15 protein-coding genes are annotated in these 21469 nt (G+C 70.0%); 13 read left to right on the forward strand and 2 right to left on the reverse strand.

From position 1 onward, the window contains the following. Window positions 1-429: 429 nt before the first annotated feature. The 6 genes from ACZ7M2_RS08005 (at window position 430) to ACZ7M2_RS08030 (ending at window position 11739) form a co-directional block, all read left to right on the forward strand. Window positions 430-3012, forward strand: a complete 2583-nt coding sequence (locus ACZ7M2_RS08005; protein WP_471594601.1) for a Pls/PosA family non-ribosomal peptide synthetase — start codon at window positions 430-432, stop codon at window positions 3010-3012. Further along, entirely contained in the window at window positions 3009-6257 is a 3249-nt protein-coding gene (locus ACZ7M2_RS08010; RefSeq protein ID WP_471594602.1) for a non-ribosomal peptide synthetase, read from the forward strand. The genes ACZ7M2_RS08005 and ACZ7M2_RS08010 overlap by 4 nt, the downstream gene beginning before the upstream one ends. 121 nt (window positions 6258-6378) lie before the next feature. After that, window positions 6379-7383 carry a TauD/TfdA family dioxygenase gene (locus ACZ7M2_RS08015; RefSeq protein ID WP_471594603.1) on the forward strand — a complete coding sequence of 335 codons (1005 nt, stop codon included), beginning with the start codon at window positions 6379-6381 and terminating at the stop codon, window positions 7381-7383. Then, complete coding sequence (sbnB, locus tag ACZ7M2_RS08020) at window positions 7380-8474, forward strand: 2,3-diaminopropionate biosynthesis protein SbnB (protein WP_471594604.1); 1095 nt, start codon at window positions 7380-7382, stop codon at window positions 8472-8474. The genes ACZ7M2_RS08015 and sbnB overlap by 4 nt, the downstream gene beginning before the upstream one ends. A gap of 157 nt (window positions 8475-8631) precedes the next feature. Next, a complete protein-coding gene (sbnA, locus tag ACZ7M2_RS08025) occupies window positions 8632-9717 on the forward strand; it encodes a 2,3-diaminopropionate biosynthesis protein SbnA (protein ID WP_352053589.1) in 1086 nt (361 codons plus the stop codon). 261 nt (window positions 9718-9978) lie between these two features. After that, a complete protein-coding gene (locus ACZ7M2_RS08030) occupies window positions 9979-11739 on the forward strand; it encodes a beta-ketoacyl-[acyl-carrier-protein] synthase family protein (protein ID WP_471594605.1) in 1761 nt (586 codons plus the stop codon). Window positions 11740-11786: 47 nt separating this feature from the next. Here ACZ7M2_RS08030 and ku read toward each other — a convergent pair whose 3' ends face one another. Next, window positions 11787-12881, reverse strand: a complete 1095-nt coding sequence (gene ku / locus ACZ7M2_RS08035; RefSeq protein WP_471594606.1) for a non-homologous end joining protein Ku — start codon at window positions 12879-12881, stop codon at window positions 11787-11789. 197 nt (window positions 12882-13078) lie between these two features. Here ku and ligD point away from each other — a divergent pair, with 197 nt between their 5' ends. Continuing rightward, window positions 13079-13945 (forward strand): non-homologous end-joining DNA ligase, encoded by an 867-nt coding sequence (gene ligD, locus ACZ7M2_RS08040; RefSeq protein WP_352053592.1) that lies wholly within the window; start codon window positions 13079-13081, stop codon window positions 13943-13945. A 189-nt stretch (window positions 13946-14134) separates the two neighbouring features. Here ligD and ACZ7M2_RS08045 read toward each other — a convergent pair whose 3' ends face one another. Continuing rightward, a complete protein-coding gene (locus ACZ7M2_RS08045; protein ID WP_471594607.1) occupies window positions 14135-14938 on the reverse strand; it encodes a nuclease-related domain-containing protein in 804 nt (267 codons plus the stop codon). A gap of 97 nt (window positions 14939-15035) precedes the next feature. Between ACZ7M2_RS08045 and ACZ7M2_RS08050 the strand changes: the two genes are divergently transcribed. From ACZ7M2_RS08050 to ACZ7M2_RS08075, 6 genes are all read left to right on the forward strand, one after another. Further along, entirely contained in the window at window positions 15036-15542 is a 507-nt protein-coding gene (locus ACZ7M2_RS08050) for a protein-tyrosine phosphatase family protein (protein ID WP_079065052.1), read from the forward strand. A 156-nt stretch (window positions 15543-15698) separates the two neighbouring features. Further along, complete coding sequence (locus ACZ7M2_RS08055; RefSeq protein ID WP_471594608.1) at window positions 15699-16511, forward strand: hypothetical protein; 813 nt, start codon at window positions 15699-15701, stop codon at window positions 16509-16511. After that, a complete protein-coding gene (locus ACZ7M2_RS08060; RefSeq protein WP_471594609.1) occupies window positions 16508-17845 on the forward strand; it encodes an ATP-binding protein in 1338 nt (445 codons plus the stop codon). The genes ACZ7M2_RS08055 and ACZ7M2_RS08060 overlap by 4 nt, the downstream gene beginning before the upstream one ends. A gap of 101 nt (window positions 17846-17946) precedes the next feature. Further along, window positions 17947-18447: an SH3 domain-containing protein gene (locus tag ACZ7M2_RS08065; protein WP_471594610.1), complete on the forward strand. Its 501-nt coding sequence runs from the start codon at window positions 17947-17949 to the stop codon at window positions 18445-18447. Window positions 18448-18527: 80 nt separating this feature from the next. Continuing rightward, window positions 18528-19922 carry an FtsW/RodA/SpoVE family cell cycle protein gene (locus ACZ7M2_RS08070; protein WP_471594611.1) on the forward strand — a complete coding sequence of 465 codons (1395 nt, stop codon included), beginning with the start codon at window positions 18528-18530 and terminating at the stop codon, window positions 19920-19922. Beyond that, complete coding sequence (locus ACZ7M2_RS08075) at window positions 19919-21373, forward strand: penicillin-binding transpeptidase domain-containing protein (protein WP_471594612.1); 1455 nt, start codon at window positions 19919-19921, stop codon at window positions 21371-21373. The genes ACZ7M2_RS08070 and ACZ7M2_RS08075 overlap by 4 nt, the downstream gene beginning before the upstream one ends. Window positions 21374-21469 lie beyond the last annotated feature (96 nt).

Here is a 21469-nt window from a genome sequence, read left to right on the forward strand (position 1 = left end):
CTCCACGCCCACGTCCCGACCCCGTCGGTGCCGTTTCCGCCCGCCCTTCCGGATCAGATACACGCCACTCGTACGCAGTAAGGCGAATCCCGTGCGCAACTCCTCCCCGGCCCGTCGGTCGGGATCACGGAGGAGAGGTGAAAACGGGTGTCGACCGCTCTGTGCCGCGGGCATCGGACGTCAGCAGCGAGAACCCCCTGACGCCGTCGAAGGCCAGTGCCATACCGACACGATCCGGTTCGAGTGGCAGCCCCACGGATGGGCGGCTAAGACTGAGGCAACGGTCCTGTGACCGGGCCGGTTTTGTCACCGGACAACAGATCCCGACCTCATGGCCTCCGGATTACTTGCTCCGGCCATTGAAAAGCGCGCGTACAGGGCGTCGGCCGTATTGGCAGGCGGCGTTCGAAAGTTCCTCAAGGAGCTCGCATGGAGGAGAAGTCCGTCGAAGTCCTGACGCCTGATCCGGGTGAATCCTCACTCGACAAGCGTGAGCACACCGGACCGAAGAGCGGCATCGAGAAGGAGCTCGCCGAGGTGTTGGCCGGCGTCATCGACGTCGAACGAGTATCGGTCGAGAGTCACTTCTTCAACGACCTCGGCGCCAACTCATTGGTGATGGCCCAATTCTGTGCACGAATCAGAAAACGGCCGGATCTCCCCTCGGCGTCGATGAAGGACATCTACCGGTACCCGACGATCCGAAGCCTGGCGACGGGGCTCGCGGACGCCGAACCGCTTCCGGCAGAGTCGTCGGTTCCGGCGCCGGCCACGGTGGTGACGCGGGCCGGGACGGCGCGGTACGTCCTCTGTGGAGCGCTTCAGTTCTTGTTCTTCATGGGATATTCTTTCCTCGCCGCAATTGTCGCCGACCGGGGCTACGGATGGGTGTCCGCCGGTTCCAACGCGTTCGGCATTTACCTGCGATCGCTCGTCTTCGGCTCCATCGCTTTCGTCGCTCTGTGCACCTTCCCGATCGTGGCCAAATGGATTCTCGTCGGCAGATGGAAACCGCGCGAGTTCCCGATCTGGGGACTGACGTATCTGCGCTTCTGGACGGTCAAGGCGCTGATCCACGCCAACCCGATGATCTTCTTCGTCGGCAATCCCCTGTACGTGCTGTACCTGCGCGCCCTGGGCGCCCGGATCGGCAAGGGGGTCACGATCCTCTCCCGCCAGACTCCGGCCTGCCCCGACCTGCTCACGATCGGTGCCGGAACGGTGATCCGCAAGGACTCGTTCTTCCACTGCTACCGGGCGCACGCAGGGCGTATCCAGACCGGGCGGGTCACCCTGGGCCGGGACGTGTTCATCGGCGAGAAGACCGTGCTCGACATCGACACGTCGATGGGCGACGGGGCGCAGCTCGGCCACACGTCCACGCTGTACAGCGGCCAGACGGTCCCGGGCGGCCAACAGTGGCACGGCTCCCCGGCACAGCCCACCGAGCACGACTACGTGAGGGTCGAATCGACCGCGTGCGGCACACTGCGCCGGGTCGGCTTCGGCTTCGTCACCCTGCTTCAGGTGTTCTTCCTCTACGTGCCGCTGATGGTCGGGGGCGCGTACATGCTGATCGATCTGATTCCGGCGCTGCACAACCGGCTGGGCCCGGGTTCGGTGGGCTTCACCTCACCAGGTCTCTACGCCGACGCGCTGGCGCTGTCCTTCGTGCTGTTCTTCGGCTTCGTCGTCTTCGGCGTGGCGGTGCTGTTCACCCTTCCGCGCCTGCTGAACCTGGTCATCAAGCCGGAGAAGGTCTATCCGCTGTACGGCTTCCACTACTCGACGTTCCGCGCGATCGGGCGCATGACCAACATCAAGTTCTTCAAATGGCTGCTCGGTGACAGCTCCTTCATCGTCTACTATCTGCGCGGCCTCGGATACGACTTGTCCCGGATCGAACAGACCGGGTCGAACTTCGGCACGGAAGTGCAGCACGAAACCCCGTATCTGTGTTCGGTCGGCAGCGGCACGATGGTCGCCGACGGGCTCTCCATCATCAACGCGGACTATTCGAGCTCCTCTTTCCGGGTGTCCAAGGCCTCGATCGGACCACGCAACTTCATCGGGAACAACATCGCCTATCCGTCGGGGGCCAGGACGGGCGAGAACTGCCTCCTCGCGACGAAGGTGATGATTCCGCTCGAAGGCGAGGTGCGCGAGGGGGTGGGTCTGTTGGGCTCGCCGTGTTTCGAGATTCCCCGGTCGGTCGAGCGCGACTCACGGTTCGACCATCTCCGCAGCGGCGAGGAGTTCCGTCGCAGTCTCGCCGCGAAGAATCGTTACAACATCCGCTCGATCGCCTTCTTCCTGATGGTGCGGTGGATCTACTTCTTCGTCCTCACGGTGGTCGCTCTCGCCGATGTCGACCTGTACGACTCGTACGGTCATGTGCTGATCGCAGCGTTCTTGGTGTTCAGCCTTGCTTTCACGCCTTTCTACTTCGTGCTGGTGGAACGCAGTATTGCCGCATTCCGCGGACTGCAACCGCAATTGTGTTCCATCTACGATCCGTACTTCTGGTGGCACGAGCGCCTCTGGAAGGTGCCGGAGAACTACCTCAACATCTTCAACGGGACCCCTTTCAAGAGTCTGATCTGGCGGATGCTGGGCGTTCGGATCGGCAGCAGGGTCTTCGACGACGGGTGCCACCTGACGGAGCGGATGCTCACCACCATCGGGAGCGACTGCACGCTCAACGCGGGAAGCAAGATCCAGTGCCATTCACAGGAGGACGGCACCTTCAAGTCCGACCGCAGCACGATCGGCGCCGGCTCCACGCTCGGTGTCGGCGCCCACGTCCACTACGGCGTGACGATGGGCGACGGCGCGGAGCTCGCCCCCGACTCCTTCCTCATGAAGGGCGAGGAGGTCCCGGAGCGCGCCCGGTGGGGCGGGAACCCGGCTGCCGAAACGCGCGAGGCCCCCTATCAGCCTACCGCGCTGGCGTACGAGGCACAGCGTGACCGCTCCGGCCTGCAGGCCCAGTCACACGGGAAGATGCGATGAGAGTGCAAGTGGAAGCCGATCGGGAGTTCTGGCGCGGTCAGCTCGTGGCCGGAGGGTTCACCGCGGTGCCGCGGTGGACGCCCCAGCCGGTGGCGGGCGTCGCCGACCACGAGACGACGGTCCCGGAGGACATCGCGGGACCGCTGCGCGGGCTGGCGCAGGACCTGGCGGTACCGCTCGACTCGGTGCTGCTGGCCGCGCACGCCAAGGTGCTCGCCGCGCTGTCCGGTGAGCGCGAGGTCGTGTCCGGCTATGTCCCCGCCGACGGCGGCCGACCGCTGCCCTGCCGCCTGACGACCGAACCCCCGACGTGGCGGAAGCTGCTGCTGAACGCCCATCGGGCCGCGTCGGAGCTGTTGTCGCACAAGGACTTCCCGGTCGACGACCTCAGGCGCGAACTGAGCCTGACCGAAGCGCCGTTCGAGGCCGTCTTCGATCCGGGCGGTGTGGGCGGTGACCTGGCCGAGGACACCGTGGTGTGGATCGGGTTCTCGTGGCGGGACGGCCGGCTCGTGCAGCGGCTGCGGTACCGGACCGACGTACTCGACGCGGACTGCGCCGCCCGGATCGCCGGTTACCACGTCACCGCGCTCGCCCTGATCGCCGTCGGCCCTGATGCCGAGCACGGACGGCAGGGCCTGCTCTCCGCCGAGGAACTCCACTTCCAGCTCGAAGGGCTCGCCGGACCCCACCGGGAGCTGCCCGACCGCCGCATGCACGAGCTGTTCGAACAGCGGGTACGGGAACACCCGGACGCCGTCGCGGCCGTACACGGTGAACGGCGGTGGACCTACCGCGAGCTCAACGCCCGGGCCAACCGGCTGGCACGCGCGCTGCTGGCACGCGGGCTGCGCCGGGAGGGCGTGGTCGCGGTGGTGACCGAACGCAACCTGGACTGGCCGGCCGCCGTGCTGGCGGTCTTCAAGGCCGGGGGCGTGTACCTGCCCATCGAGCCGCACTTCCCGGCCGGCCGCATCGCCACCACCCTCACGCGCGCCGAGTGCGCCCTCGTGCTGACCGAGCACGGCAGCACCACCACCCTCGACCAGGCCCTGGAGTCCCTGCCCGGGATCGGGAAGGTCCTCATCGACGCGGCCTACGCGGAGGACCACGCCGACGACGATCCGGGCGTGCCCGTGGCAGCGGACCAACTCGCCTACATCTACTTCACTTCCGGCTCCACGGGTGAGCCGAAGGGCGCGATGTGCGAGCACGCGGGGATGCTCAACCACCTCTACGCCAAGATCGACGACCTGGGACTCGGCGAGGGACAGGTGGTCGCGCAGACCGCGCCCCAGTGCTTCGACATCTCGCTGTGGCAACTGGTGTCCGGGCTCCTGGTCGGCGGGCAGACCCTGCTGGTGGAGCAGGAGGTGATCCTCGACGTCCAGCGGTTCGTCGACAAGATCGTCGAAGGCCGGGTCGCCGTCCTCCAGGTCGTGCCCTCGTACCTGGACGTCGTCGTGTCCTGTCTGCGGCAGCACCCCCGCGAGCTGCCGGACCTGCGATGCGTGTCGGTCACCGGCGAGGCGTTGAAGAAGGAGCTCACGGAGCGCTGGTTCGCCGTCCAGCCCGGGATCAAGCTGGTCAACGCCTACGGGCTGACCGAGACCTCGGACGACACCAACCACGAGGTCATGGACCGGGCGCCGGAGCGCATCCTGCTGGGCCGCGCGGTCAACAACGTGCGCGTCTACGTCGTCGACGAACACCTCACCCCGGTGCCGCTCGGCGCCCCCGGCCTGATCGTGTTCTCCGGGGTCTGCGTCGGCCGCGGGTACATCAACGACCCCGAGCGCACCCGGCAGGCCTATCTGGCCGATCCACACCGTGAGGGCGCCCGGCTCTACCGGGGCGGCGACTACGGCCGCTGGCAGCCCGGGGGCAAGCTGGAGTTCCTCGGCCGCCGGGACACCCAGGTCAAGATCCGTGGCTTCCGGATCGAGATCGGCGAGATCGAGAACACCCTGTTGCGGGTGCCGGGGGTGCGGGACGGCGCGGTGGTCGTCGCCGAGCGGGCCGATCAGAGCAAGCACCTGGTGGCGTTCTACTCGGGCCCGCGGGCCCTCGACGGCGACGTCCTGCCGGCCCGGCTCGCCGAGTCGCTGCCCGAGTACATGGTCCCGTCGGCCTTCCACTGGCGCGAGAGCCTGCCACTGACCGCCAACAGCAAGATCGACAAGAAGGCCCTGGCGGCACTCGCCGAAGAACCCGCCACCACCGACGACGAGCACCAGCCGCCGGCCACCCCGACCGAACAGCGCCTGGCGGCCGCCTGGGCGAAGGTCCTCGGCGTCCCGGAAGACCGGATCGGACGCCGCGACCACTTCTTCGACCGCGGCGGCACCTCCCTCTCGGCGGTGAAGCTCGCGATCACCCTGGATCGTGCGGTGTCCCTCAAGGACGTCACCCGTCACCCGGTCCTCGCCGACCTGGCCGCGCTGGTCGACGGCAGGTCACAGCGGCGCCCCGGGCTGCTGCACCCGCTGTCGGAATCGGACGACGCGCGGGGCGGGGCCCTGGTGTGCTTCCCGTACGCCGGCGGCAACGCGGTGAACTTCCAGCCGCTTGCCAGGGCGCTGCCGCCCGGCGGGCCCGCCGTCTACGCCATCGAGCTGCCCGGTCACGACGTGGCCGCCGACCGCGAACCGTTCGCACCGATGACACAGGTGGTCGAACAGGTCGTCGACGAGATCGTCCGGCGTGGCCTGACCAGGATCCTGCTGTGGGGCCACTCCTCGGGCGCCGCGCCGGCCCTGGAGACGGCCAGAAGGCTCCAGGAGCGCGGGGTGGACGTCCAGCGGGTGTTCCTCGGCGCGCAACTGCTCGGCGACGCCGCCCTGCGGCGCGCCGCCATCGACGAACTGACGGAACTGAGCGACGCCGCGATCGCCGCCAAGCTGAGCGCGGCGGGCGGGTACACCGAACTCGGCGAACTGGACGCGCGGCACGCCGAGCACGTCGGTGCCGCCTACCGGCACGACTGCGTGTCCGCACACCGCTGTTTCGCCGACCTCCTGGACAACCCGCCGACTCCGAAGCTGTCCGCTCCGGTCACCGTGGTCGTCGCCGCCGACGACCCGAGCACGGCGGACCACCCGCACCGCTACCGCGACTGGCAGCTCCTGGCCGAGCAGGTCGACCTGCACGAGCTCGCCGACGGCGGCCACTACTTCCCGCGCACCCGTCCGGCCGAAGCGGCACAGGCCGTTCTGCGCGCCGCCGAACTGTTCGCTCCCTCCTGAGTGACAACTGACTGGTGACAACCGACGAATGACAACTGACGGATGTCAACCGACGAATGACAACCGACGAGTGACTGACCCGAGTGACAACCGACTGAGTGGCTACGGAAAGGAAACCGAGATGTCGTCCACTTCCACGGCGTCGATGGTCGACGTGGAACTGCAGCCCGGCAGACCTCCGCTTCTGCGGGCCGAGGTCACCGGTGGCGCGGCGGGCTGGGCAGCCGCGCACCGGGACGCGCTGCGCACCGTCGTCGCCGAACACGGCTGCGTTTTGGTCCGCGGTCTCGGGCTGCGCGAGGCGGCCGAGACCGGTGCCGTCTTCTCGAAGCTCGCCACCGGTCTGATGACCGAGAAAGAGGTCTTCGCACCGCGACGGAGCTACTCCGACGGCGTGTACTCCTCGACGAAGTGGCCGCCGAACCAGCCGATGTGCATGCACCACGAACTGAGCTACACGCTCGAGTTCCCCAGCCTGATGATGTTCGCCTGTCTGAGCGCGCCCACCGACGGAGGGGCGACCGCGGTGGCCGACGCGCCGACCGTGCTCGACGCGCTGCCCGCCGAGTTGACCGGGCGGTTCGAGCGCGAGGGCTGGCTGCTCACCCGCAGCTACAACGACGAGATCGGGGCGTCCGTCGCCGAGGCGTTCGGCACCGAGGACCGTGGTGCCGTCGAGAGCTACTGCCGCGCCAACGCCATCGCGTTCGAATGGCAGCCGGACGGTGGGCTGTGCACCCGACAGCGCCGCAGCGCCGTGGTGCGCCACCCAGTCACCGGCCGCCGCTGCTGGTTCAACCAGATCGCGTTCCTCAACGAGTGGACGATGGCCCCCGAGGTCCGTGAGTACCTGATGGACGTCTACGGGGCCGACGGGCTGCCGTTCAACACCCGCTTCGGCAACGGCGACCCGATCGGCGAGGACGTCGTGGAGCTGCTCAACAGCGTCTACGAGGCCCACACCGCACGCGAGCCGTGGCAGGCCGGCGACCTGATGCTTGTCGACAACATCCGCACCGCGCACAGCAGGGAGCCCTTCGAGGGACCACGCGAAGTGCTCGTCGCCCTGGCCGACCCGGTGCGTCTGACCGACTGCTCCCCGACCGTCGAGGTGACCGCGTCATGACCACCACCCGTTCCACCACGTCGGAATCCGCACCGGAATCCGCACCGAAGTCCGCGCCGGCCGCGCCGATCACCGTGCCGCCGTTCGCGGTGATCCCCGGCGCCCAGGTCCAGCGCGCGCTGCGCGGACACGAGAAGCAGATCGTGGAGCTGGTCGAGGCCACCTACCGGGTGCACGGCGCCGGTGACTCGGTGAACCCGCCGTCGTACTTCCTGCGGTTCCCCGACCGCCCGTCCTCCCGGATCATCGCGCTGCCCGCCTCGATCGGCGGGGAGGTACGGGTGGACGGCCTGAAGTGGATCTCCAGCTTCCCGCAGAACGTGGCGGCCGGTGTCCCCCGGGCCTCGGCCGTACTGATCCTCAACGACCATGACACCGGCTACCCATTCGCCTGTCTGGAGAGCTCGATCATCAGTGCCACCAGGACGGCCGCGTCGGCCGCGGCGGCTGCCGACCGGCTCAGCCATGACCGGCCGCGACCGGCGCGGGTCGGCTTCTTCGGGGTGGGCCTGATCGCCCGGTACATCCACACGTTCCTGGTCGGCACCGGCTGGTCGTTCGACGAGGTCGGTGTGCACGACCTGTCCCCCGACAGCGCGGCGGGTTTCCGGTGCTACCTGGAACAGTCGGGCGCCACCGGCCGGATCACCGTGCACGACAACGCCGAGCAGCTGATCCGCAACAGCGACCTGGTGGTCTTCGCCACTGTCGCCGGGCAGCCGCACGTCAGCGACTTGTCCTGGTTCGAACACAACCCTGTGGTCCTGCATGTGTCGTTGCGCGACCTCGCGCCGGAGATCCTGCTCGCCTCGACCAACATCGTCGACGACATCGAGCACTGCCTGAAGGCCGACACCTCGCCGCATCTGGCCGAGCAGCTCACGGGCAACCGGGACTTCGTGCACGGCACGTTGGACGACGTGATGGCCGGACGGGTGACCGTGCCGGCGGACCGGCCGGTGGTGTTCTCACCCTTCGGCCTCGGGGTGCTCGACCTCGCGGTCGGCAAGTACGTCTACGACGAAGTGGTCCGCTGCGGGGAACTGCACGTCGTCGACGACTTCTTCCACGAACTGAGCCGGTACGGATGAGCCGGCCTCGACCCTAGGCCGCAGAAGACAGCGGCCCCTGACGCAGGGCCCTGTCCGACCCGGATGGACACGGCCTCCCGCCCGAAAAAGCGAAGAAGCCCGCCCACGGTCGGACGGACATTCCGAAAGTGCTCTGCTCCAGATTGAGGAGACCGTCGTGCCCGTCATTTCCGTTCCCCAGGCCTACAACGAAGAGGATCTCTATGTCGACCTCCGGGCGATCATCGGGCACTCGCTCTTCCTGAAGTGTGAGGGATTCAACTTCGCCGGCTCGATCAAGTTGAAGGCCGCCATCGAGATGGTGGAGGCCGCCGAGCGGGACGGAGTTCTGAAGCCGGATTCGATCCTGGTCGAGTCCTCGTCCGGGAACCTCGGCGTGGCGCTCAGCATGATCGCGGCGAGCAAGGGTTACCGGTTCCTTTGCGTGACGGATTCCCGCGGCAACCTGTCGACCAGGATGATGATGGAAGCCCTGGGCAGCCAGGTGCACATGATCGCCGGTCAGGAGGAGAGCAACGGCGGCTATCTCGGCGCGCGGATCGAATACGTGCGTGCCCTGTGCGCCTCCGACGACCGGTATGTATGGCTCAGTCAGTACACCAACCCGAGCAACTGGAAGGCGCACTACCGCAGGACGGCGCCGGAGATCGCCCGTCAGTTCCCGCAGCTGGACGTGCTGTTCGTCGGGGCCGGCACCACCGGCACCCTGATGGGCTGCGCGCGCTACTTCCGCGAGTGGCACCGTCCGGTGCGGGTCGTCGCGGTGGACAGCGTGGGCTCGGTGTCCTTCGGTGGTCCGCCCGGCCGCCGGATGATTCCGGGCCTCGGGATGAGCATGCGCCCGCCACTGCTCGACGAGTCCTACGTGGACGAAGTGATACGGGTCGAGGAGAGGGACACCGTCCGTACCTGCCACCGGCTGGCCAGGAGAGGTTTCGTGTTCGGCGGCTCCACCGGCACGGTGGTCAGCGGCGCGACGGACTGGTTGAGCCGGCACGACGCACGCGAACTCACCGCCGTGGCCATCGGTCCGGACCTCGGCGAGCGCTACCTCGACACCATCTACCAGGCCAGCTGGCTGCGGGATCTCTACGGCGACAACGTGCTCAACTCGGAGGTGATCGCCGCCGATTCCTGGTCGCCCTCCCCCACCCCACCGACACGGTGGGGCCGGGCGGGCGACCTCCAGGACAGCGAGCGCGGCAAGACCCAACGCCCTCAACTCCAGGACCGTAAGAGCTAGAGCCTGTCTTCGCGGGTGGGCGGGGTCCGGTACATGCCGGGCCCCGCGGTCCTGGCCGCCCGATCCGGGGCGGTACTTCGACGAACTCGGCGGCCACGGGATTCGGTTGTCCGGCCAGGCACGGTAGGGGAGGTACGGGAGCGAAATACTGATCACTGTTTTCGGTGACGTTGCCCACTATGTGATGGGGACATCTAGGCAATTCCTACATTGTCACCGAAAGTTGGGGACGGAAATCCCCACAGAAAGCAATCGCTCCCCATGCGCCGTTCGTCCGACGTTCCCGTACAGCCCCACGCCGTCACCGTCGCCGAAGTGATCCCTGGTGAACTGATCGCCCTGTCCGAACAGGATGTGGCGGAGAACACCTGGTACGTGGTGATGCACACCCTGCCCGAGACTCCCCACACCATTCGCCTGACATTGCGGCCGCCACTCGGCGGAATTGATCACGACGATATATTCGAACGCGGTCACCAAGTGACCACGGCCTGCCGCCGAATGGATGTCGGGGCAATTCCCGAGATCACCTCCACCGACCTCGGCCCGGTGGAATTCCGGGACGGCGACCGCATCACCTCACTGCACGCCGTGGACCCCCGGGCCGTCGAGGAGTCGTACACCCGCAGGTGGGGTCACTGGCACCGGGACCTGGACCGCCGGACCGAGGATCCCGTCCCCGACGAGGAACTGCGGGACCTGGCCGAACACGTCATGCAAAAGGGATATGTCGTACGGCATTACCCGCGTCCGAGGCGGGCCGCCGAGGTGTACGCACCCCGCCGGGTCGTCGTCACCGGGCTCGGTGCCGTGACGCCGCTCGGTGTCGGGGTCGAGGAGCTGTGGCGGGGCCTGGTCGAGGGCCGGTGCGGGATAAGCGAGTTGGAGGGCGAGGAGTTCGCCGAACTGCCCGTGCGCATCGCGGGCAGCGTGCCCGTGGACCCCGTCGGACTGCTCCCCCGGCCGCAGGCGCGGCGGATGAACCGGTCCGCCCAGTTCGCGGTGCTCGCCGCCCGGGAGGCCTGGCAGGACGCCGGACTGGACCCGGCCGGCACGACGGAGAGCGGGCTGGCGCCCGAGCGGGTCGGTGTCTCGGTCGGGGCCATCCTCGGTGACGCCTCCGTGCTCGTCGGCGGTGACCGCAAGCTGCGGGACAAGGGTCCGCGTGCGGTCTCCCCGCTCACCACTCCGATGACCGTGCCCTCGCAGGCCGCCTCCCAGGTGTCGCTCGCGCTGCACATCACCGGCGAGGCCCGCACCGTGACCAGCGCGTGCGCCTCCGGCACCGAGGCCATCGGACAGGCCATCGACCGCATCCGGTACGGCCGGGTGGACGTCGCCCTCGCCGGGGGCGCCGAAGCCGTCGTCACCCCCGCGATCATGGCCTCGTTCGCCGCCATGCGCGCGCTCTCCACCCACGAGCTCGGAGCCACCAGCCCCTCCCGGCCGTTCGCCGGCGACCGCGACGGCTTCGTGAACGGCGAGGGTGCGGGCTTCCTGCTCCTGGAGGCCGAGGAGCACGCCCGGGCACGCGGCGCGCGCGTCTACTGCGAGGCCGCGGGCTGGGGACTGTCCGCCGACGCCCACCACATGGCCGCGCCCGACCCGTCCGGCAGCGGCGTGGCACTGGCACTGCGCCGGGCCGTCCACGACGCCGGTGCCCATGTCGTGGACGTCGTCCACGTCAACGCCCATGCCACCGCCACTGTCGACGGCGACCTCGCCGAGGCGAGCGCGCTGCGCGCCGTGCTCGGCGGGAGCGTGCCCGTGACCGCGCTCAAGGGCCACCTCGGCCATCTCCAGGGAGCCGCGGGCGGTGTGGAGGCCGTCGCCACGGTGCTCACCCTCCACCACGGCCTCATCCCACCCACCATCGGCTGCGAAGTCCAGGACGACGCGATCGACCTGGACGTGGTGACCAAGAACCCCCGCCGACTGCCCGCGCTCGGCGACCTCGCCCTGAGCAACTCGTTCGGGTTCGGCGGGCACAACGCCGTGCTGGCCCTGCGGCGTACGGGGTGAGCCGGACGAGGTGACGGGGCCCGGGGCCCGCGGGTGCCCCGGGGCGGTCAGGCCGAGGCGCGCCCCCTCGGGGTGGCCTTCTTCGTGGCCGTCTTCTTCCCCGTCGCCTTCTTGGCGGTCGTCTTCTTGGCCGCCGTCTTCTTCGCGGTGGACTTGGTGGCGGCCGCCTTGCCGGCCGCCTGGCCCGTCGACTTCGCCGTGGACTTCGCGACCGTCTTCTTCGCCGCCGTCTTCCTCGCGGTCGACGTGGACTTCTTCCCGCCGACCTCCTTGGGCGCCGTACGGGCCGACCTGCGGGACGGCAACGCGGTGACCTCGGCGGATTCGCCGGTCCGCGCCCCGGCTTCCTCGCCCGTCTCCTCACCCCGGGACACCTTGGCCGCGCGCACACTCTTCTCCAGGGCGGCCATCAGGTCGAGCACCTTGCCGCCGGCCCGCTCCCCGGCGGGCGGCGCGGCCGGGAGTTCGCCGGAGGCCTTGGCGGCGATGAGTTCCTCGACGGCCTCGCGGTAGTCGTCGTGCAGCTCGGTGAGCTCGACCTCGCCGAGGGTGTCCATGAGGGCGTCGGCCAGGTCGAGTTCCTTGTCCCGTACGGTCACGCTCGCGTCCGGGGCGACCTCCTCGGTGGACCGGATCTCGTCCGGCCACAGCAGCCCGTGCATGGCGATCACGTCGTCCACCACGCGCAGCATGCCGAGCCGCTCCCGCCCGCGCAGCGCGAACTTCGCGACGGCGACCTTCTGGCTGCGCTTGAGCGCCTCGCGCAGCAGGACGTACGGCTTGGTGGCGGGGACGCCGTTCGCGGCCAGGTAGTACGCCGTGTCCATCTGGAGCGGGTCGATCCGCTCGGCCGGCACGAACGCCACGATCTCGATCGTCCTCGCGGTGGGGATCGGCAGCGCGGCCAGCTCCTCGTCCGTGATCGGGATCAGCGTGCCGTCCGCGTCCTCGTACGCCTTGCCGATCTCACCGGTGGTGACCTCGCGGTCCTCCAGTTCGCAGAACTTGCGGTACCGGATGCGGCCGCCGTCGTCCAGGTGGACCTGGCGGAAGGAGATCGAGTGGCTCTCCGTCGCGTTCACGACCTTGATCGGGATGCTGACCAGACCGAAGGAGATGGCGCCGTTCCAGATGGATCGCACGTGCGGCACCTTCCTGGTGGTTCCTGCTGACGCGGGTTCTCGGTGGCGCGGGTTCTTGCTGACGCGGGTTCTTGCTGAATCGGGCTCGCGGGCGTGGTTGAGAGCCAGGCTAGACGGGTGTGCGCGACCTCACATCCGCACGGGAGCGGCGGGGTGACCTGGGCGCCTTGATAGCGATTTCATGCGACTCTCGTCGTATGACGCCGATCACCGAAGTGGAGGGACGGCGGCTCGCGCTCACCCATCTGGACAAGGTGCTGTACCCCGCGACGGGTTTCACCAAGGGTGAGGTCCTGCACTACTACGCGACGGTCGCGAAACCCCTGCTGGCGCACCTCCACGACCGGCCGGTCTCCTTCCTCCGTTACCCCGACGGGCCGGACGGACAGGTCTTCTTCACCAAGAACGTGCCGCCCGGCACCCCCGACTGGGTCCGGACCGCCGAGGTCCCCCGGACGGCGGGACCCGCCCGGATGGTCCTGGTCCAGGACCTTCCCTCGCTGATGTGGGCGGCGAACCTCGTCACCGAGTTCCACACGCCGCAGTGGCAGGTGGACACGCCCGGTCTGGCCGACCGGCTCGTGTTCGACCTCGACCCGGGGGCGCCGGCGACGGTCGTCGAGTGCTGCGAGGTCGCGTTGTGGCTGCGGGAGCGGCTGGCTGTGGACGGGATCGAGGCGTACGCGAAGACGTCCGGGTCGAAGGGGCTGCATCTGCTGGCGCCGGTGGTGCGGATGCCGTCCTCGGACGTCAGCGCGTATGCGAAGGAGCTGGCCGTGGAGGCGGAGCGGGCGTTGCCGGCGCTCGTCACGCACCGGATGACCAAGAGTCTGCGGCCCGGGAAGGTGTTCGTCGACCACAGTCAGAACGCCGCGCGGAAGACGACGGCCACGCCGTACACGCTGCGTGCGCGGTCCGCGCCCACCGTGTCCGCCCCCGTCACCTGGGACGAGGTCGCGTCCTGCGGGGACCCGTCCGGGCTCGTCTTCCACGCCGACGACATCGCCCCGCGCCTCCGCCGACAAGGCGACCTCCTCACCCCCCTCCTCACCCCGCCCCCCTGACCAGCCCAGGGGCCTTCAGGGGCGCGGGGAACTGCGCGCCAAGCCCCCACCGTCCCGCAGACGAACGAAATCCGGCAGGCGGGGACTCGGAGCGCAGCCCCGTCCCAGGGGCGCAGGAAACCGCGCGACCGGCCCCCACCCACCCGCAGCCGAACAGACACCGGCACGCGGCGATCCAGGGCTACGGAGTCACGTCCGTAGCCATGTGTGGCGGTCGCGGGCCATCGCGTGCAGGGCCTCCACGTCCGCCGGCTTCAGGACACCCCCGAGGCGGGCCAGCGAGGACAGGTCGGTGTCCCGCAGGACGCGGACCTCGCGGAGGGGGGCGAGGACGTCGAGGTCGGCGGGGCCAGCCACCGCCAGGACGGCGTGGACCTCGGCGGTCAGCGCGTAGGAGGCCCGGTCGGCGTCGGCCCGGACCCGGCGCAGCAGCGGATACGGCTCCCGGCGGCCGACGGTCACCATGGGGTCGGCGACGAGAACCCGCTGCTTGCGGGCGTACAGGGAGCGCAAGGCGAAGATGCCGCCGGGGCCGATCAGCAAGTGGTGGACGCGGTCGCCGCCAGGGAGCGGGATGGAGTGGACGGTGTGCCAGCCCGCGCCCTCCAGGCGGTCCAGGGCCTCCCCGACCGTCTGCTCGGCGGCCAGCGCACGGCGCCGCGGGTCGGGCCGCAGGCGGCGCGGCGGTCCCGGGTCGCGGTCGAGGTCGATCACCAGCGCCTCGCCGGGCCGGTTCGGCGCGAGGTCGTCGTCCGGGTGGAGCGTCAGCCGGGCCAGCTCCGCGGGGGTCGGGACCGGTGGAGGCCCCACCGTCACCGGGCCGGTCAGGAACGGGCCGAGCACGTCGAGCACGTCCTCCCGCCGCTCCTCGCTGAGCAGATTGACGCGGGCTGCCTCACGGTCGTACCAGGCGACGTTCCTCCCGTCGGTCAGGCACACGTACAGGCGCTCCTGCCCGTGGCGCCAGGTCGGTATGACGCGCAGTCCGTTCATGCACCATCACCCCATGACCATGGGAACAGGCGGGGTGCTCCAGGGGCAAGAACCCGGTTACCTTTGTGAGCAGTTGGGGGAGTTGTGGGAGGCGCTGTTGCGGACTCGCAGAAAGCAACCCGATGTGCCCGCTCCGGACAGCCCGTGGAGCGAGATCGTGCCTGGCCTGTGGATGGGCGGACACGCGTTCGCCGGGCGTGCCGGCGAGCCGGAATTCGCGGTCGTGAGGGATGAGTTCGATCTGGTCCTGACGCTGCTGAGGCTGCCGGGGCACGGCCCCGACCCGGGCGTCGAGCACCATGTGTGGCCGATTCCGGACGGTCCCCTGGACGGGACGCAGCTCGCGGGGGTGATCCGGCTCGCGCGGGCCGCGGACGACGCGCTGGAGGACGGGCGCCGGGTCCTGGTGCGCTGCTATCACGGCTACAACCGCTCGGGGCTCGTGGTCGCGCACGCGCTGGTCCTCGCGGGACACACCTCCGACGAGGCGATCCGCCTGATCCGCAGCCGCCGCTCGCCCTGGGCCCTGCACAACGAACTGTTCGTGGAGTACCTGCGCGCCGGTCTGCCCACGGCCCGCCTCCTGGAGGAACTGGCGGAGTAGCCCCCCAGCACCAGCCCCACCGACCCCACCCGCGAACAAAAAGGACTTCCCTACGAATATGGTGTAGGCCGTCGGTTTCGTCGATTTCACGCCGACCTCGCGCACCGAGCCGTCCCCCTGGCCCCGGATCGAGGCCGGCCCGGACGCAGGAGCGCAGTGACCCCCACCCGGCCCAGCCGTCTCGTGCTCGCCGCCCTCGTCGCCCTGCTGGCGGCGGCCGTGACGGGCTGTGGCGACTCCGGTGCCCTGCGGGGCGCGGGGGCGACGCCCACCGCCGTCGGCCCGGCCCGGCTCTGGCCCGAGCTGCCGCCCGCGTCGACGGCGGCCCTCGACTACGGCGAGGCGGACACCGAGACGGTCACGGGCATCACGGCGCCGGGCGACGACATCCACAAGGTGGACCCGATCGCCGTGTTCCGTGCCGAGGTCGGCCGCCACCCGGACGAGTACAGCGCCGTCCACGCCCCGTACCGTGAGGCGGCCCAGCAGCTCAAGTACTGCACCGGCGAGGACACGCACGGCGGGAAGTGCCCGATCCTCCAGGCGTACTACCGTGATCTCACGGGTGACCGGAAGGACGACCTGGTGCTCGGCATCCGCTTTCCGCAGAATCAGCTGGCGGTGCGTGTGTACACCTTCGAGCACCACAAGCTGGTCCAGATCATGGGCACCGTGGACAGCACGATCAGCGTCGAGATCGCGGGCCGTGACGTGATCATCCGCTCGCCCTCGACCCTGCCGGGTTACGAGTACCGCACGGTGTGGACCTGGGACCCGCACCAGCACGCGATGCTGGCGACCCGGGACGAGATCCTCCGGGTGGGCACGCCCAGCCCCACCAGGCGCGGCACCACCGCACCCGTCCCCTCGGCACCCCCCGCCCCGCCGGTCTCACCCTCCCCGTCGGCCTCGCATTTCGTCTCCCCCTCCGCCTCCCCCACGCCGCCGACCGCCGCGAGCGCCCCATGAGACTGCCCCCGAGCCGCCTCCGGCCGCCCCGCCGTCTCCCCTCCTGGGCCGCCACCCTCACCTGGAAGGCCGCCGCCTTCATCACGGTGATGTGCTGCGCTCTCGCCGCCCTGCTCGGCGTCCTCGTGCATGTCTCGGTGACCAACCAGACCGTCGGCGAGGCCCGCGGCCGGGCGCTCGACCGGCTGGCGGAGGTGACGGCGGCCTACGAGGCGGGCGACCGGCTGCCGCCGGGCGCGGGGCTGGATCTCCCGGGTCTGCCGGCGCCGCTGCGCGAGCTGGCGACGGACGGGCACCGCGGCACGATGGTCGGGGACAACGACCCGCACCCCACCATGTGGGCGGCCGGACCCGCGAGCGGCGGGCGGGCGCTCGCCGTGCAGTTCGACTACTCGCAGGGCGCGCACGCCATCGACGCCCTGGACCGGTCGATCGTGTGGTCCTCGGCGCTGGCGATCGGCGCGACGCTGCTGGTGGGAGTGTTCGCGGTGACACGGGTGACCCGTCGGCTGCACGCGACGGCACAGGTGGCCCGGCGGATCAGCGCGGGCGACCTGGACGCGCGCGTCAACGATCCCCGTACGGCCGTGGACCCCCGTACGCAGTATCCGGCCGGCCCCCAGGACGAGGTGGCCGCGGTCGCCGGGGCCCTCGACACGATGGCGTCCTCGCTGCAGAGCAAGCTGACGAGCGAGCAGCGCTTCACCGCGGACGTGGCGCACGAGCTGCGCACCCCGTTGACCGGGCTGCACGCGGCGGCGGAGCTGCTGCCGCCGGGCCGGCCGACGGAGCTGGTCCGCGACCGGGTGGCCACGCTGCGGACGCTCACCGAGGACCTGCTGGAGATCTCCCGGCTGGACGCCGGGCGGGAGCTGCTGGAGCTGGACTCGGAGCCGCTGGCCCCGCTGGCCGAGCGGGTGGTGCGGGCGTCGGGCACCGAGACCGAGGTGCGGGTCGTGCGTGGCGTCCGGGTGGAGACCGACCGACGCCGTCTGGAGCGGGTGCTCGGCAATCTGGTGGCCAACGCGCACAAGCACGGGGCGGACCCGGTGGTGCTGACCGTCGACGGCCCGGTGGTGACGGTGCGGGACCACGGCGGCGGCTATCCGGAGTACCTGCTGGAGCACGGGCCGCAGCGGTTCCGAACGGAGGGCGGTTCGAAGGGCCATGGGCTGGGGTTGACGATCGCGCTCGGCCAGGCGGAGGTGCTGGGCGCGCGATTGGTCTTCGCCAACGCTCCCGAGGGCGGTGCGATCGCGACGCTGACGCTTCCTCAGGGCGAGCGCGGCGCGCCCGGCCCGACCGGTGGGAAAGGGCCGACCGGGGCACGTTGAGCGTCCTCTCGTCCCCGATGGCTCAGTGCGGCCTGCGCGCGTCCGAGCTCGCTCCTAATGTGGCGATTAGTCAGATTTGCCACCTTTCCGGAGGAGTCTCCATGTCCCTGCGCCACACCCTTGCCCGCACCGGGATGGTGCTCGCCACCGGCACGCTCATCGCGGCCGCGGGCGCCGGACCCGCCCTCGCCGCCGGCAAGCCCACCACGACCATGGGCACCGGCCCCGGCATCGCCGACGACTCCGGGATCCGCGACTGGGACAACGGAGACTGGGACAACGGGGAGGACCCCTACTTCGACGACGACGGTCTGGGCGACAGCCACTTCGACGACCCGTACTACGACGGACGGCTCGACGACCCCCGCCGCTTCGAGGGCCGGATCGTCTCCCGCAACGGCCTCGCGCTGCACAACCGGCCCGACCGTCGCAGCCGGATCATCCGTATCGCACCGTTCCACGAGCGCGTCCACATCTACTGCAAGACCACGGGCGAGCGCGTCGGCGGCAACCCGATCTGGTACCTGATCACCGACGGCACCTGGTCCTGGGGATCGGCGCAGCACATCGACAACATCGGCCCGTCCCCGCGCTGGTGCTGACGCCGGGTCGCGCTCACCGGATCTGCCCGTTTGTCATCACCTAACGGGACATCAGGTTCGGCGCTTGCTACGTTCCGGACATGATTCAGCCCGGAATGCCCGGAATTCCCGGTACGCGGGGAACGACCGTGGCAGCGGACCCGCCCACCCCCGCTGTCCGCCTGCCCCGGCGCCGTGGCATCGAGTTCACCCTGATCGTCATGGCCGTACTGCTGTCCGTGTTCGGCTACTGCGCGGTCGGATACGCCCGGCACGACACCCTCCCGCCCGGCGCCGCCGTCTACGGCGCCGGGCTCGGCGTGCTCGCGCTCCTCGCGCATGTCGCGGTGCGGCTGCGGGCGCCGTACGCCGATCCGCTGCTGCTGCCCATCGCCGTCCTGCTCAACGGCCTGGGCCTGGTACTGATCTACCGCCTGGACCTGGAGACCCCCGGCGACCGGGCCGCCCCCATCCAGCTCATCTGGTCGACGCTCGGCGTCGCGCTCTTCATCGCGGCCGTCCTCTTCCTGCGCGACCACCGCGTCCTGCAGCGCTACACCTACGTCTCGGTCGTCACGGCGCTGGGCCTGCTGATCCTGCCCATCCTCTTCCCCGCCGTGAACGGCGCCCGGATCTGGATCCGGATCGCCGGGTTCTCCATCCAGCCGGGCGAGTTCGCGAAGGTGCTGCTCGCGGTCTTCTTCGCCGGCTACCTCGCGGCCAACCGCAACGCGCTCGCCTACGCGGGCCGCCCCGTCTGGCGGTTCAAGCGGCTCCAGCTCCCCACCGGCCGGGTCCTCGGCCCGATCGTCGCGATCTGGCTGCTGAGCGTGCTGGTCCTGGTCCTGGAGCGGGACCTCGGCACCTCGTTACTGTTCTTCGGCCTCTTCGTGATCATGCTGTACGTCGCCACCGGCCGCACCGGCTGGATCGCCGTGGGCCTGCTGCTCGCCTGTGTGGGCGCGGCAGCCGTCGGCTGGCTGGAACCGCACGTCCACAGCCGGGTGCAGGACTGGCTGCACCCCTTCGCGACGATCGAGGCGGGCCACGGGCCGAACCAGCTCGCCCAGTCCCTGTTCGCGTTCGCCGCGGGCGGGATGATGGGCACCGGCCTCGGGCTCGGCCACTCCATCCTCATCGGATTCGCCGCCAAGTCGGACTTCATCCTGGCCACCGCGGGCGAGGAACTGGGCCTCTTCGGACTCTGTGCGATCTTCCTCCTCTACGGCCTCCTCGTGGAACGCGGCTATCGCGCCGGCCTCGCCCTGCGCGACCCCTTCGGACGGCTCCTCGCCATCGGCCTCGCCTCGATCGTGGCGCTCCAGGTCTTCGTGATCGCGGGAGGCGTGACCGGTCTGATCCCGCTGACCGGGATGGCGATGCCGTTCCTCGCCCAGGGCGGCTCCTCGGTCGTCACCAACTGGATCATCGTGGCGCTACTCATCCACGTCAGCGACTCGGCACGCAGCCAGTACGACGGGACGGCGGCGCCATGACCAAGTACATCCGCCGGGCCGCCGCGCTCTGCGCGGTACTGCTGCTGGCGCTCCTCGTCAACGCCACCCGCGTCCAGGTCTTCCAGGCCGGGGCGTACGACGACAACCCGGCCAACCGCCGCCAGACGATCGCCCGCTACGGCCAGCCGCGCGGTGACATCCTCGTCGGGGGCCGGCCGGTCACCGGCTCCAGGGACAGCGGCCAGCAGCTCCGCTACGAACGGACCTACACGGACGGCCCGTTGTACGCGCCCGTGACCGGCTTCGCCTCGCAGGTGTACGGGACGACGTTCCTGGAGAACTCCGAGGATGGCATCCTCTCCGGCAGCGACCCGCTCCTCTCACCCTTCCCCCTGTGGAACGACGCCACCCGCGCCCAGAACCCCGCCGGCAAGGTGCTCACGACGATCGACCCCGCCGCACAGCGCGCCGCGTACCGGGGTCTCGGTTCGCGGCGCGGGGCGGTGGCCGCCATCGAGCCGTCCACGGGCAGGATCCTCGCGCTGGTCTCCACCCCGTCGTACGACCCCGGGGAGCTGTCCGGGACGGGCAAGGCGGTCAGGCACGCCTGGGAGCGGCTGAACGGGGCGGCGGACAAGCCCATGCTCAACCGGGCGATCCGACAGACCTACCCGCCCGGGTCGACGTTCAAGGTGGTGACGGCCGCGGCGGCGCTCGACGCGGGGGTGGTGAGGGACCTCGACACATCGACCACCTCCCCGGACCCCTACCGGCTGCCCGGCACCACGACCCGGCTGACGAACGAGAGCGAAGGCTGCGAGGACGCCTCGCTGCGATACGCCTTCGAGTGGTCCTGCAACACGGTCTTCGCCAAGCTGGGCGTGGACGTGGGACTGAGCGACATGACCCGCACGGCGGCGGACTTCGGTTTCAACGACCGCCTGCGGATCCCCTTCTCCGTCGCCCCCAGCAACTTCGACACGACACTCGACAAGGCGCAGCTCGCGCTCTCCTCCATCGGCCAGTTCAACACCCGCGCCACTCCCCTCCAGATGGCGATGATCTCGGCGGCCGTCGCGGGCGGCGGGTCCGTCAAAACGCCCTATCTGGTGGAGAAGACGACCACCCGGAGCGACAGCACGGTGTCGTCGACCGGTCCCCGCACGCTCCACCAGGCGATGAACCCGGCGACCGCCATGCGGATGCGCGAGCTGATGACCGACGTGGTGACGGAGGGCACCGGCACCAACGCCGCGATTCCCGGAGCGACGGTCGGCGGCAAGACCGGGACCGCCCAGCACGGCATCGACAACCTGGGGACGCCGTACGCCTGGTTCATCTCCTGGGCCCAGGCGGACGGCACGATGGAGCCCGCGGTGGCGGTCGCGGTCGTCGTCGAGGACGCGGCGGCCGACCGCGGGGACATCAGCGGGGGCGGGGACGCGGCGCCGATCGCGAAGGCGGTGATGGAGGCGGTTCTCGGGTTCTGAGACGGGAGTTGGGGCCGCCCCTCGGGAATGAACGCCCCCGCCTGAACGGACGTACCCATACGGGCGTATTTATGGGGAGGGGAACCCACCCACGAG

Source organism: Streptomyces sp. NPDC111507 (assembly GCF_055638955.1).